This window comes from Bacillus sp. FSL R7-0685 (assembly GCF_038002425.1).
GTDB lineage: Bacteria > Bacillota > Bacilli > Bacillales > Bacillaceae > Bacillus > Bacillus subtilis.
Genome location: NZ_JBBOCN010000001.1, coordinates 100,645 through 114,453 on the forward strand (window position 1 = coordinate 100,645; position 13,809 = coordinate 114,453).

General features: G+C 42.5%; 12 protein-coding genes, 1 rRNA gene and 1 other annotated feature. All 13 genes read left to right on the plus strand.

The annotated features are described in order from the left end of the window. Nucleotides 1-48 precede the first annotated feature (48 nt). Nucleotides 49-164, plus strand: a 5S ribosomal RNA gene (gene rrf / locus MKY50_RS00555). Between the two features lie 240 nt (nt 165-404). Next, a complete protein-coding gene (gene ctsR / locus MKY50_RS00560; RefSeq protein ID WP_003225724.1) occupies nt 405-869 on the plus strand; it encodes a transcriptional regulator CtsR in 465 nt (154 codons plus the stop codon). 13 nt (nt 870-882) lie between these two features. Continuing rightward, a complete protein-coding gene (gene mcsA / locus MKY50_RS00565; protein ID WP_009966297.1) occupies nt 883-1,440 on the plus strand; it encodes a protein-arginine kinase activator protein McsA in 558 nt (185 codons plus the stop codon). After that, nucleotides 1,440-2,531, plus strand: coding sequence for a protein arginine kinase (locus MKY50_RS00570; RefSeq protein ID WP_003235007.1), 1,092 nt, complete (start codon nt 1,440-1,442; stop codon nt 2,529-2,531). Before mcsA ends, MKY50_RS00570 begins: the two co-directional genes overlap by 1 nt. Continuing rightward, nucleotides 2,528-4,960 (plus strand): ATP-dependent protease ATP-binding subunit ClpC, encoded by a 2,433-nt coding sequence (gene clpC / locus MKY50_RS00575; RefSeq protein WP_003235011.1) that lies wholly within the window; start codon nt 2,528-2,530, stop codon nt 4,958-4,960. Before MKY50_RS00570 ends, clpC begins: the two co-directional genes overlap by 4 nt. Before the next feature lie 91 nt (nt 4,961-5,051). After that, nucleotides 5,052-6,428: a DNA repair protein RadA gene (gene radA / locus MKY50_RS00580; protein ID WP_004399687.1), complete on the plus strand. Its 1,377-nt coding sequence runs from the start codon at nt 5,052-5,054 to the stop codon at nt 6,426-6,428. A 3-nt stretch (nt 6,429-6,431) separates the two neighbouring features. Continuing rightward, nucleotides 6,432-7,514: a DNA integrity scanning diadenylate cyclase DisA gene (gene disA / locus MKY50_RS00585; RefSeq protein WP_003225736.1), complete on the plus strand. Its 1,083-nt coding sequence runs from the start codon at nt 6,432-6,434 to the stop codon at nt 7,512-7,514. Between the two features lie 115 nt (nt 7,515-7,629). Beyond that, a complete protein-coding gene (locus tag MKY50_RS00590; RefSeq protein WP_003235014.1) occupies nt 7,630-8,730 on the plus strand; it encodes a PIN/TRAM domain-containing protein in 1,101 nt (366 codons plus the stop codon). 14 nt (nt 8,731-8,744) lie between these two features. Further along, the gene (ispD, locus tag MKY50_RS00595; RefSeq protein ID WP_003235019.1) at nt 8,745-9,443 is read left to right on the plus strand and encodes a 2-C-methyl-D-erythritol 4-phosphate cytidylyltransferase; all 699 of its coding nucleotides are present in this window, start codon (nt 8,745-8,747) and stop codon (nt 9,441-9,443) included. Then, a complete protein-coding gene (gene ispF / locus MKY50_RS00600; protein WP_003225745.1) occupies nt 9,436-9,912 on the plus strand; it encodes a 2-C-methyl-D-erythritol 2,4-cyclodiphosphate synthase in 477 nt (158 codons plus the stop codon). Before ispD ends, ispF begins: the two co-directional genes overlap by 8 nt. Before the next feature lie 90 nt (nt 9,913-10,002). Next, nucleotides 10,003-11,454, plus strand: coding sequence for a glutamate--tRNA ligase (gene gltX / locus MKY50_RS00605; RefSeq protein ID WP_004399675.1), 1,452 nt, complete (start codon nt 10,003-10,005; stop codon nt 11,452-11,454). Nucleotides 11,455-11,456: 2 nt separating this feature from the next. Then, nucleotides 11,457-11,687: a binding site (T-box leader), on the plus strand. A gap of 68 nt (nt 11,688-11,755) precedes the next feature. Next, nucleotides 11,756-12,409, plus strand: coding sequence for a serine O-acetyltransferase (gene cysE / locus MKY50_RS00610; RefSeq protein ID WP_341116005.1), 654 nt, complete (start codon nt 11,756-11,758; stop codon nt 12,407-12,409). Then, entirely contained in the window at nt 12,406-13,806 is a 1,401-nt protein-coding gene (cysS, locus tag MKY50_RS00615; protein WP_029317181.1) for a cysteine--tRNA ligase, read from the plus strand. Before cysE ends, cysS begins: the two co-directional genes overlap by 4 nt. Nucleotides 13,807-13,809 lie beyond the last annotated feature (3 nt).

The following is a 13,809-nucleotide window of genomic DNA, read 5'->3' on the forward strand; positions in this document are numbered from 1 at the left end:
AATGATGTCACACCTGTTATCTAGTTTTGAGAGAACACTCTCAATTTGTTTGGTGGCGATAGCGAAGAGGTCACACCCGTTCCCATACCGAACACGGAAGTTAAGCTCTTCAGCGCCGATGGTAGTCGGGGGTTTCCCCCTGTGAGAGTAGGACGCCGCCAAGCAAGCTTAAACCCAGCTCATTGAGCTGGGTTTTTTGTATTTTGGTTTATTGGTATCATAAAATTCCACTTAACTGTATAATATAATAACTTTATACCGAATTTTAAATCAGCAATCAGGTTTTGTGGACCGGGAAAATGGAAATAATGAAGGATAGAGCGAGAAAGTTGAAAATTCTCGAGAAACGGCTTATAGTAAGATTAAAGTCAAATATAGTCAAAGTCAGTAAAGGAGGGGGTTGAGTGGGACATAATATTTCTGACATCATTGAACAATATTTAAAACGAGTGTTAGATCAAAATGGCAAGGAAATTTTAGAGATTAAACGAAGTGAAATTGCAGATAAATTTCAATGCGTTCCTTCCCAAATAAATTATGTCATCAACACCAGATTTACAAGCGAAAGAGGATATATTGTTGAGAGCAAACGCGGGGGCGGCGGTTACATCAGAATCATTAAAATTAAAATGAACAATGAAGTTGTCCTGATCAATAATATAATTTCTCAAATTAATACCCATTTGTCTCAAGCAGCCTCTGATGACATTATTTTAAGGCTATTAGAAGACAAGGTAATTTCAGAAAGAGAAGCAAAAATGATGGTCAGCGTAATGGACCGCTCAGTTTTACACATTGACTTACCTGAACGTGATGAATTAAGAGCGAGAATGATGAAGGCAATGCTGACTTCTTTAAAATTAAAATAAGCGGGTGAAAAGATTGATTTGTCAAGAGTGCCACGAGAGACCAGCCACTTTTCACTTTACAAAGGTTGTTAACGGAGAAAAAATAGAAGTTCATATTTGTGAACAATGTGCCAAAGAAAATAGTGATTCATATGGTATAAGTGCAAATCAGGGTTTCTCTATTCATAATTTACTTTCGGGTTTACTGAACATGGATTCTTCATTTCAAAATGCAGGAACTCAAATGTTCAGTCACTCGGAGCAAATATCTGCTTGTCCGAAATGCGGAATGACTTTTCAGCAATTCAGAAAAATTGGCCGTTTTGGATGTTCTGAATGTTACAAAACATTTCATAGCAACATTACACCAATCCTACGTAAAGTGCACAGCGGAAACACTGTGCATGCAGGTAAGATACCGAAACGAATAGGCGGCAATCTTCATGTCAGACGGCAGATTGATATGCTAAAAAAGGAATTAGAATCCTTAATCCATCAAGAAGAATTTGAAAATGCAGCTCATGTAAGAGATCAAATTCGTTTATTAGAACAATCACTCAAAAGTACAGATAGTGAGGAGGAACAGGAGTAATGTCGCTAAAGCATTTTATTCAGGACGCACTAAGCAGTTGGATGAAGCAGAAAGGACCTGAAAGTGACATTGTACTCAGCAGCCGCATACGTTTAGCAAGAAACTTTGAGCATATTCGGTTCCCTACGCGGTATTCCAATGAAGAAGCCTCATCCATCATACAGCAATTTGAAGATCAGTTTTCAGAGCAAGAAATTCCCGGAATCGGCAAATTTGTTTTGATTAGAATGAATGATGCACAGCCTTTAGAAAAGCGTGTACTTGTTGAAAAACATCTAATCAGCCCGAATTTGACAGAGTCTCCTTTTGGCGGCTGTTTGCTTTCTGAAAATGAGGAAGTAAGCGTCATGCTAAATGAAGAGGACCATATTAGAATTCAGTGTCTTTTCCCTGGATTTCAGCTTTTAGAAGCAATGAAAGCCGCAAACCAGGTCGACGACTGGATTGAAGAAAAAGTTGATTATGCATTCAATGAGCAAAGAGGATACTTAACCAGCTGTCCTACAAACGTAGGTACTGGTTTAAGGGCTTCGGTCATGATGCATCTGCCGGCGCTGGTTTTAACTAGGCAAATAAATCGAATTATACCGGCAATTAATCAATTAGGCTTAGTTGTTAGAGGAATTTATGGGGAAGGCAGCGAAGCAGTAGGGAATATCTTTCAAATTTCAAATCAGATCACGCTTGGTAAGTCAGAGCAGGATATTGTAGAGGATCTTAACAGTGTTGCTGCTCAGTTGATTGAACAAGAACGATCTGCCCGAGAAGCGATTTATCAAACTTCTAAAATCGAACTTGAGGATCGGGTATATCGGTCATATGGGGTCTTGTCTAATTGCCGGATGATAGAATCGAAAGAAACTGCAAAGTGCCTTTCAGATGTTCGGTTAGGCATAGACTTAGGCATAATAAAAGGACTTTCAAGCAACATACTTAACGAACTTATGATTTTGACGCAGCCAGGGTTTTTACAGCAATACTCGGGAGGCGCTTTGCGTCCGAACGAAAGGGACATTCGAAGAGCGGCTCTCATCAGAGAACGGCTTCACTTAGAAATGAATGGGAAAAGACAGGAGGATGAATCGATATGATGTTTGGAAGATTTACAGAACGAGCTCAAAAAGTACTGGCGCTAGCACAGGAAGAAGCACTTCGGTTAGGTCATAATAACATTGGCACTGAGCATATTTTATTAGGACTGGTAAGAGAAGGAGAGGGCATTGCTGCTAAAGCTCTTCAAGCGCTTGGACTCGGTTCAGAAAAAATTCAGAAAGAAGTAGAAAGTTTGATCGGGCGCGGGCAGGAAATGTCTCAAACGATTCATTATACTCCTAGAGCTAAAAAAGTCATTGAGCTTTCAATGGATGAGGCAAGAAAACTCGGTCATTCTTATGTGGGAACAGAACATATTCTTCTTGGTCTGATTCGTGAAGGAGAAGGTGTTGCTGCGAGAGTTTTGAATAATCTCGGTGTCAGCTTAAATAAAGCAAGACAGCAGGTGCTCCAGCTTCTAGGAAGTAATGAAACAGGATCATCAGCGGCAGGAACAAACAGCAATGCGAATACGCCTACGCTTGACAGCTTGGCAAGAGACTTAACTGCTATTGCGAAGGAAGACAGCCTTGACCCTGTAATCGGCAGAAGCAAGGAGATCCAGCGTGTCATTGAAGTATTAAGCCGCAGAACGAAAAACAACCCTGTTCTCATTGGGGAACCAGGTGTAGGTAAAACGGCTATCGCAGAAGGTTTGGCACAGCAAATTATCAATAATGAAGTACCCGAAATTTTGCGTGATAAACGTGTGATGACATTAGACATGGGAACAGTTGTTGCCGGCACAAAATATCGCGGAGAATTTGAGGATCGCCTGAAGAAGGTCATGGATGAAATTCGCCAGGCAGGAAATATCATTCTATTCATCGATGAGCTCCATACATTAATCGGGGCAGGCGGAGCAGAAGGTGCTATTGATGCATCTAATATTTTAAAACCTTCACTTGCTCGTGGCGAACTCCAATGTATTGGTGCAACGACTCTTGATGAGTACCGTAAATATATTGAAAAAGATGCAGCACTGGAACGCCGTTTTCAGCCGATTCAGGTTGATCAGCCATCTGTAGATGAAAGTATTCAAATTTTACAAGGTCTGCGTGACAGATACGAAGCCCACCACCGCGTTTCTATCACTGATGATGCCATTGAAGCTGCGGTTAAGCTTTCTGACAGATATATTTCTGACCGCTTCCTTCCGGATAAAGCAATTGACTTGATCGATGAAGCAGGTTCAAAGGTGAGACTGCGCTCATTTACAACGCCTCCTAACTTAAAAGAGCTTGAACAGAAGCTTGATGAGGTTCGTAAAGAGAAGGATGCGGCAGTGCAAAGCCAAGAGTTTGAAAAAGCTGCTTCCTTGCGTGATACTGAACAACGCCTGCGCGAGCAAGTAGAGGATACGAAGAAATCATGGAAAGAGAAGCAAGGGCAGGAAAACTCAGAGGTTACTGTGGATGATATTGCGATGGTTGTATCCAGCTGGACTGGTGTGCCTGTATCTAAAATCGCCCAAACTGAAACTGATAAGCTTCTCAATATGGAAAACATTCTTCACTCCCGTGTCATCGGCCAGGATGAAGCAGTTGTAGCTGTTGCAAAAGCCGTCAGACGTGCAAGAGCAGGATTGAAAGATCCTAAACGCCCAATCGGCTCATTCATTTTCTTAGGCCCTACAGGTGTAGGTAAAACAGAACTTGCACGAGCACTTGCTGAATCCATTTTTGGCGATGAAGAATCCATGATCAGAATTGATATGTCTGAATACATGGAAAAACACTCAACTTCAAGACTTGTTGGTTCACCTCCGGGTTATGTGGGATATGATGAAGGCGGTCAATTGACAGAGAAAGTCAGAAGAAAACCTTACTCTGTCGTGCTTCTTGATGAGATCGAGAAAGCGCACCCTGATGTCTTCAATATCCTTCTGCAAGTTCTTGAAGACGGACGATTGACTGATTCTAAAGGACGCACAGTCGATTTCCGCAATACCATTCTGATCATGACATCAAACGTCGGAGCAAGTGAGCTGAAACGCAATAAATATGTCGGCTTTAACGTTCAGGATGAAACTCAAAATCATAAAGACATGAAAGATAAAGTGATGGGTGAATTAAAACGAGCGTTCAGACCTGAGTTCATCAACCGTATTGATGAAATCATTGTCTTCCATTCACTTGAGAAAAAACATCTCACTGAGATTGTGTCATTAATGTCTGATCAATTAACGAAACGCTTGAAAGAACAAGATCTTTCTATCGAATTGACCGATGCTGCAAAAGCGAAAGTCGCGGAAGAGGGCGTTGACCTGGAATACGGTGCCCGTCCGTTAAGAAGAGCGATCCAAAAACATGTCGAGGATCGTTTATCTGAAGAACTCCTCAGAGGAAATATTCATAAAGGACAGCATATTGTTCTTGATGTAGAAGATGGCGAATTTGTCGTAAAAACGACTGCTAAAACGAATTAATATAGAAGACGGAAATGAGGCATACAGCATGTAAGTGTATGCCTCACTTTCATATCAAGAAATAGAACAAGGGAGAGGTCTTACACTATATATGGCTAAAACAAAATCGAAATTCATCTGCCAATCCTGCGGCTACGAGTCTCCAAAATGGATGGGGAAATGTCCGGGCTGCGGTGCTTGGAATACAATGGTGGAAGAAATGATTAAAAAAGCACCGGCCAATCGGAGAGCGGCTTTTTCTCATTCTGTTCAAACTGTACAGAAACCTTCACCTATTACATCAATCGAAACATCAGAAGAACCCCGCGTCAAAACCCAGCTTGGCGAGTTTAACAGAGTACTCGGCGGAGGTGTCGTTAAAGGCTCCCTCGTTTTAATTGGCGGTGATCCTGGTATCGGAAAGTCAACGCTATTACTGCAGGTTTCCGCTCAATTATCAGGCTCATCAAACAGTGTCCTGTATATTTCGGGAGAAGAATCTGTAAAGCAAACGAAGCTGCGAGCAGACCGTCTCGGCATTAATAATCCGTCACTGCATGTTTTATCTGAAACCGATATGGAGTATATTTCGTCTGCTATACAAGAGATGAATCCATCGTTTGTCGTTGTTGACTCTATTCAAACGGTTTACCAAAGCGATATTACATCTGCTCCAGGCAGTGTGTCACAGGTCAGAGAATGTACCGCTGAGCTGATGAAAATTGCAAAAACAAAAGGTATTCCGATTTTTATCGTAGGGCACGTGACGAAAGAAGGGTCTATTGCAGGTCCGAGACTGTTGGAGCATATGGTTGACACTGTTTTATATTTTGAAGGAGAACGCCACCATACTTTCCGTATTTTGCGGGCTGTAAAAAACCGTTTCGGATCTACAAACGAAATGGGCATTTTCGAAATGCGGGAAGAGGGGCTCACTGAGGTTTTGAATCCTTCGGAAATTTTCTTAGAAGAACGCTCTGCTGGTTCCGCAGGCTCGAGTATCACTGCCTCTATGGAGGGCACTAGACCGATTCTCGTTGAAATTCAGGCACTCATCTCGCCAACAAGTTTTGGCAACCCAAGGCGTATGGCAACGGGAATAGACCATAACAGGGTTTCTCTGTTAATGGCTGTGTTAGAAAAAAGAGTTGGACTGCTGCTGCAAAATCAGGATGCTTATTTGAAAGTGGCTGGCGGCGTTAAGCTTGATGAACCGGCAATTGATCTTGCGATTGTGATTAGTATTGCATCAAGCTTTAGAGACACACCTCCAAATCCTGCAGATTGTTTTATTGGAGAAGTGGGATTAACCGGAGAAGTCCGGCGGGTTTCAAGAATTGAACAGCGTGTGAAAGAAGCGGCAAAGCTTGGTTTTAAACGCATGATCATACCCGCGGCAAATCTGGATGGATGGACAAAACCAAAAGGGATTGAGGTTATCGGAGTAGCAAATGTTGCAGAAGCGCTTCGTACTTCATTAGGAGGATAATAGATGGAAAAAGAGAAAAAAGGGGCGAAACACGAGTTAGACCTGTCATCTATATTGCAGTTTGTTGCTCCGGGTACACCGCTCAGAGCGGGGATGGAAAACGTCTTGAGAGCAAATACAGGCGGTCTGATTGTTGTTGGATATAATGATAAAGTAAAAGAAGTGGTGGACGGCGGCTTTCACATAAACACGGCTTTTTCTCCGGCGCATTTATATGAGCTGGCTAAAATGGATGGAGCGATCATTTTAAGTGATTCTGGTCAAAAGATCCTATACGCGAATACTCAGCTGATGCCGGATGCCACAATTTCTTCATCAGAAACAGGAATGCGGCACAGAACTGCCGAAAGAGTAGCTAAGCAAACTGGCTGTCTTGTAATCGCCATTTCTGAAAGAAGAAATGTCATAACGTTATATCAGGAAAACATGAAGTATACACTAAAAGACATAGGATTTATTTTAACCAAGGCGAACCAAGCCATTCAAACACTTGAAAAATATAAGACAATCCTCGATAAAACGATTAATGCACTGAACGCGTTAGAGTTTGAGGAACTTGTTACCTTCAGTGATGTCTTGTCTGTCATGCATCGTTATGAAATGGTACTGAGAATCAAAAACGAAATTAATATGTATATCAAAGAGCTGGGGACAGAAGGGCATCTGATCAAACTGCAAGTCATTGAATTGATTACGGATATGGAAGAAGAGGCCGCTTTATTTATTAAGGACTATGTAAAAGAAAAGATTAAAGATCCGTTTGTTCTCTTGAAGGAGCTGCAGGATATGTCCAGTTATGATCTGCTGGATGATTCCATTGTGTATAAGCTTCTCGGTTACCCTGCTTCTACTAATCTTGATGATTATGTATTGCCGAGAGGATACAGGCTGTTAAATAAGATACCGCGTCTTCCGATGCCGATTGTTGAAAATGTTGTAGAAGCATTTGGAGTCCTGCCAAGGATTATTGAGGCGAGTGCAGAAGAATTAGATGAAGTAGAGGGAATCGGTGAAGTACGAGCCCAAAAAATCAAAAAAGGATTAAAACGCCTGCAAGAGAAGCATTATTTAGACAGACAACTGTGATTTCGGTTAAAACCTTATGAATACGGGTATATTAATGTTGGTTTTTGTTTATTCTGATATTCGTAGGATGCATAAGACTTTGTGAAATTAAAATGTTAAAAAAGGAGGTGGGGGTATGTTAAAACGAATAGTTCAGGCGTTCTTCATTATTTTTGGCGGCGTTGTTGGTATATTTTTGATACCTGAATTGTTTGTACTGTTAAATATACAGGACATACCTTTAATAACAAACGCATATACGTCTGCGGCAATAGGAGCAATTATCTTTTTTCTCATCAGTATATGGGGTACAGAATACGTTGTGAACTGGGTGAAGTGGATAGAGGATTCATTGTTAAAAGCGCCGGTTCCAGATTTGTTATTTGGAAGTCTTGGCTTAGTTTTTGGACTTATAATTGCTTATCTTATCGTAAATGTTATTCCTTTAGACAATATACCTTACCGCATATTCAGCACAATAATTCCTGTATTTTTGGCTTTCTTCCTCGGTTATCTCGGCTTCCAGGTGGGCTTTAAGAAAAAGGATGAATTGATCAGCCTGTTTTCCATTTCCGCCAGAATGCAAAAGAAAAAAGGAACAGCTGATGAAGAACATGAGGTTCAAGACAAGAAGCTGAAAATTTTGGACACTAGTGTTATTATTGATGGGAGAATAGCAGATATTTGTCAGACTGGTTTTTTAGAGGGAGTTATCGTGATTCCGCAGTTTGTCCTTGAGGAATTGCAGCATATTGCAGACTCTTCAGATGTTTTAAAACGAAACAGAGGACGCCGCGGTCTTGATATCCTGAACCGCATTCAGAAAGAATTAGACATTGAAGTTGAAATTTACGAAGGCGACTTTGAAGATATTCAGGAGGTTGACAGCAAGCTCGTCAAACTTGCTAAGCTGACATCCGGGGTCGTTGTGACGAATGATTTTAATTTAAATAAAGTGTGCGAGCTTCAGAAGGTAGCAGTATTAAACATTAATGACCTTGCCAATGCGGTTAAGCCTGTTGTGCTTCCTGGCGAGGAAATGAATGTTCAGGTCATTAAGGACGGGAAAGAGCATAATCAGGGAGTTGCCTACTTGGATGACGGTACGATGATTGTCGTTGAAGAAGGACGGAATTATATCGGCAAGCATATTGATGTACTCGTCACAAGTGTGCTGCAGACAGCAGCGGGACGAATGATTTTTGCGAAGCCTAAGCTGTTGGAGAAGGCGCTGTAAAGGGAGAAGAAACAATGAGTTATGATGTGGTGATTCCTGCAGCCGGACAGGGAAAGCGGATGAAGGCAGGGAGAAATAAACTGTTCATTGAGCTGAAGGGAGACCCGGTGATCATACACACGTTAAGAGTGTTTGACAGCCACCGGCAGTGCGATAAAATCATTTTGGTGATTAACGAGCAGGAGCGGGAGCACTTTCAGCAATTGCTGTCCGATTACCCGTTTCAAACTTCAATTGAGCTTGTTGCAGGCGGAGATGAGCGACAGCACAGTGTGTATAAGGGGCTGAAAGCCGTAAAGCAGGAAAAGATTGTCCTTGTACATGACGGTGCCCGTCCATTTATAAAACATGAACAAATTGACGAACTGATCGCAGAGGCGGAACAGACAGGAGCGGCCATCCTTGCTGTTCCGGTAAAAGATACGATTAAACGCGTTCAAGATTTACAAGTCAGTGAGACGATTGAACGTTCAAGCTTGTGGGCTGTCCAAACGCCACAAGCTTTTCGTCTTTCTTTATTGATGAAGGCTCACGCTGAGGCCGAGCGCAAGGGATTTTTAGGGACGGATGACGCCAGCCTCGTTGAACAGATGGAGGGCGGTTCGGTCCGTGTTGTAGAAGGCAGCTATACAAATATTAAGCTGACGACGCCAGACGATTTGACGTCAGCTGAAGCTATCATGGAATCAGAAAGTGGGAATAAACATGTTTAGAATTGGACAAGGATTTGATGTGCATCAATTAGTGGAGGGCCGTCCTCTCATTATTGGCGGAATTGAAATCCCGTACGAAAAAGGGCTGCTTGGCCATTCTGATGCAGACGTATTGTTGCATACCGTCGCTGACGCCTGCCTGGGAGCTGTGGGTGAAGGAGACATAGGCAAGCATTTTCCTGACACAGATCCCGAGTTCAAGGACGCAGATTCTTTCAAATTACTTCAGCATGTCTGGGGAATCGTGAAACAGAAGGGGTATGTCCTTGGGAACATTGATTGCACCATCATAGCGCAAAAGCCGAAGATGCTGCCGTACATAGAAGATATGAGAAAAAGAATTGCTGAAGGCCTTGAGGCAGATGTTTCTCAAGTAAATGTAAAAGCAACAACGACAGAAAAGCTTGGATTTACAGGCCGGGCGGAAGGAATAGCGGCTCAGGCGACAGTACTGATACAAAAAGGCTAACTTGTTTTGATGCCGGGTCTATTTGGTGGTAGAATAGATTCATACATTTTTGCCTGAGGCCATACATGACATGAAAGGAAGTATTTGAAAATGGGAAACGAAGTACGCGTCCGTTATGCACCGAGTCCAACCGGACATTTGCATATTGGAAATGCCAGAACGGCGCTTTTTAATTATTTATTTGCCCGCAATCAAGGCGGTAAGTTTATCATTCGAGTTGAGGATACTGATAAAAAGCGCAATATTGAGGGCGGAGAACAAAGCCAGCTGAATTATCTGAAGTGGCTAGGTATTGACTGGGATGAGAGTGTGGATGTCGGAGGAGAGTACGGTCCATACCGTCAGTCAGAGCGTAACGATATCTATAAAGTGTACTATGAAGAGCTTCTTGAAAAAGGGCTTGCTTATAAATGTTACTGTACGGAAGAAGAGCTTGAAAAAGAGCGTGAAGAACAGATTGCCCGCGGAGAAATGCCTCGTTATTCCGGAAAACACAGAGACCTGACTCAGGAAGAACAGGAGAAATTTATCGCCGAAGGCAGAAAACCAAGTATTCGTTTCCGTGTGCCGGAAGGAAAAGTCATCGCCTTCAACGACATCGTAAAAGGCGAAATTTCTTTTGAATCAGATGGCATCGGCGACTTCGTTATTGTGAAAAAGGACGGAACGCCTACTTATAACTTCGCGGTAGCTATTGATGACTACTTAATGAAAATGACACACGTGCTGCGCGGTGAGGATCATATTTCTAACACACCGAAACAGATTATGATCTATCAAGCATTCGGGTGGGATATTCCTCAGTTCGGACACATGACGCTGATTGTAAACGAAAGCCGTAAAAAGCTCAGCAAACGTGATGAATCCATTATTCAATTCATCGAGCAGTACAAAGAGCTTGGCTACCTGCCAGAAGCGCTGTTCAACTTTATCGGCTTGTTAGGCTGGTCACCGGTTGGAGAAGAAGAGCTTTTCACAAAAGAGCAGTTTATTGAAATTTTTGATGTAAATCGTTTATCTAAATCACCAGCTTTGTTTGATATGCATAAGCTAAAATGGGTTAACAACCAATATGTGAAGAAGCTGGATCTTGATCAGGTTGTTGAACTGACGCTTCCGCATTTGCAAAAAGCCGGCAAAGTTGGCACTGAGCTTTCTGCTGAAGAACAAGAATGGGTTCGTAAACTGATTTCCCTGTATCATGAGCAATTAAGCTACGGTGCGGAAATTGTTGAGCTGACTGATTTGTTCTTTACGGATGAGATCGAGTATAATCAAGAAGCGAAAGCTGTTCTGGAAGAAGAACAGGTTCCTGAAGTGCTCAGCACATTCGCAGCGAAGCTTGAAGAGCTTGAGGAGTTCACTCCGGATAATATCAAAGCATCGATCAAAGCAGTGCAGAAAGAAACTGGCCATAAAGGGAAAAAACTGTTTATGCCGATTCGTGTTGCTGTAACAGGGCAAACTCACGGTCCGGAACTGCCGCAATCAATTGAATTGATCGGTAAAGAGACTGCAATTCAGCGTTTAAAGAATATCTAAATAAATGATTGTTGACAGGGAAGAGTATAAAGCTTTAGGCCATTACAGAAAGGATCTTCATTGGCTGAGAGAGATCCATGAGCCGGGTTTTAGAAGTGCGCCCTTAAGACCTTTGAAGAACGTTTTTTGAAATCAGTATTCAAAGGCGGCCGCCGCCGTTACAGGCTGAAGTTGGGAGAGCAGAAGTCTGCTTTTCAAACAGAGTGGAACCGCGCGGTTAAAGCGTCTCTGTCATGTTTACATGCAGAGACGCTTTTTTTATTGGGTAGAGGAAATCAGATAGAGAAACGGGGGGAAGCATGTGTTTTTTAGAATGCTCAAAGAAGACATTGATACTGTGTTCGATCAAGATCCCGCAGCAAGAAGCTATTTTGAAGTGATTTTAACTTATTCCGGTTTACATGCTATATGGGCGCATCGGATTGCACATGCTTTATATAAACGAAAATTTTATTTCCTTGCACGCCTTATATCTCAAGTAAGCCGATTTTTTACCGGGATAGAAATCCACCCCGGCGCTACAATCGGGAGAAGATTTTTCATAGACCACGGCATGGGGGTTGTCATTGGGGAGACATGTGAAATCGGCAATAACGTAACCGTTTTTCAGGGGGTTACCCTCGGGGGAACGGGAAAAGAAAGGGGAAAAAGGCACCCAACGATTAAAGATGACGCATTGATAGCCACAGGTGCTAAAGTGCTCGGTTCTATTACGGTCGGTGAAGGCTCAAAGATTGGCGCTGGTTCAGTAGTGCTGCATGATGTTCCTGATTTTTCAACAGTTGTCGGTATCCCTGGACGGGTCGTTGTACAAAATGGCAAGAAAGTAAGACGCGATTTAAACCATCAGGATTTGCCCGATCCAGTTGCTGACCGCTTTAAGTCTTTGGAACAGCAGATTTTAGAGCTGAAGGCAGAACTTGAAGACAGAAAAGAAAGGATCAATCAAAAATGACAATCACACTTTATAATACATTGACTAGACAGAAGGAAACATTCGTTCCTCTTGAAGAGGGAAAAGTGAAAATGTATGTATGCGGACCCACGGTTTACAATTACATTCATATCGGGAACGCGCGTCCGGCAATCGTTTACGATACGGTTCGAAACTATTTAGAGTATAAAGGCTATGATGTGCAGTATGTCTCTAACTTCACAGACGTAGACGATAAATTAATTAAAGCGGCAAATGAACTCGGTGAGGATGTACCCACCATTTCAGAGCGTTTTATTAAAGCATACTTTGAAGACGTAGGTGCGCTCGGCTGCCGAAAAGCCGACCTTCATCCGCGAGTAATGGAGAACATGGATGCCATTATCGAATTCGTAGATCAGCTCGTGAAAAAGGGCTACGCATATGAATCAGAAGGTGACGTATATTTCAAAACCAGAGCATTTGAAGGGTACGGAAAGCTTTCTCAGCAATCAATCGATGAACTAAGATCAGGTGCACGCATCCGGGTCGGCGAGAAAAAAGAAGATGCTCTTGATTTCGCACTGTGGAAAGCGGCAAAAGAAGGAGAAATCTCTTGGGATAGCCCTTGGGGGAAAGGGCGTCCGGGCTGGCACATTGAATGCTCAGCAATGGTGAAAAAGTATCTCGGTGACCAGATTGATATCCATGCGGGCGGACAGGATTTAACATTCCCTCACCATGAAAACGAAATTGCGCAATCTGAGGCGCTGACAGGCAAAACGTTTGCGAAGTACTGGCTTCATAATGGTTATATCAATATTGATAATGAAAAAATGTCAAAATCACTAGGCAACTTTGTGCTTGTGCATGACATCATTAAACAGCATGATCCGCAGCTTTTGAGATTCTTTATGCTATCTGTTCATTATCGCCATCCGATTAACTATTCAGAAGAGCTTCTGGAGAATACGAAAAGCGCGTTCAGCCGTTTAAAAACAGCGTACAGCAATCTTCAGCACCGTCTGAACAGCAGTACGAATTTAACCGAAGATGACGATCAATGGCTTGAAAAAGTTGAAGAACACCGCAAAGCATTCGAAGAAGCGATGGACGATGATTTTAATACGGCGAATGCCATTTCAGTCTTGTTTGACTTAGCGAAACACGCCAATTATTATCTTCAGAAAGATCATACGGCTGATCATGTGATTACGGCGTTTATTGAGATGTTTGACCGCATTGTTTCTGTCCTCGGTTTTTCGTTGGGTGAGCAGGAACTTCTCGATCAAGAGATTGAAGACTTAATCGAAAAGCGAAATGAAGCGCGCCGGAATCGCGATTTTGCATTGTCAGACCAGATCCGCGACCAGCTGAAAAGCATGAATATCATTCTTGAAGATACGGCTCAAGGCACTCGCTGGAAACGGGGAGAATAACAG

Excerpts from the sequence above, each read along its gene's own strand:
- MKY50_RS00590 (WP_003235014.1), top strand. The coding sequence starts at position 7,630 with ATGTTAAAACGAATAGTTCAGGCGTTCTTCATTATTTTTGGCGGCGTT.
- clpC (WP_003235011.1), top strand. The coding sequence starts at position 2,528 with ATGATGTTTGGAAGATTTACAGAACGAGCTCAAAAAGTACTGGCGCTA.
- disA (WP_003225736.1), top strand. The coding sequence starts at position 6,432 with ATGGAAAAAGAGAAAAAAGGGGCGAAACACGAGTTAGACCTGTCATCT.
- MKY50_RS00570 (WP_003235007.1), top strand. The coding sequence starts at position 1,440 with ATGTCGCTAAAGCATTTTATTCAGGACGCACTAAGCAGTTGGATGAAG.
- cysS (WP_029317181.1), top strand. The coding sequence starts at position 12,406 with ATGACAATCACACTTTATAATACATTGACTAGACAGAAGGAAACATTC.
- ispD (WP_003235019.1), top strand. The coding sequence starts at position 8,745 with ATGAGTTATGATGTGGTGATTCCTGCAGCCGGACAGGGAAAGCGGATG.
- radA (WP_004399687.1), top strand. The coding sequence starts at position 5,052 with ATGGCTAAAACAAAATCGAAATTCATCTGCCAATCCTGCGGCTACGAG.
- gltX (WP_004399675.1), top strand. The coding sequence starts at position 10,003 with ATGGGAAACGAAGTACGCGTCCGTTATGCACCGAGTCCAACCGGACAT.
- ispF (WP_003225745.1), top strand. The coding sequence starts at position 9,436 with ATGTTTAGAATTGGACAAGGATTTGATGTGCATCAATTAGTGGAGGGC.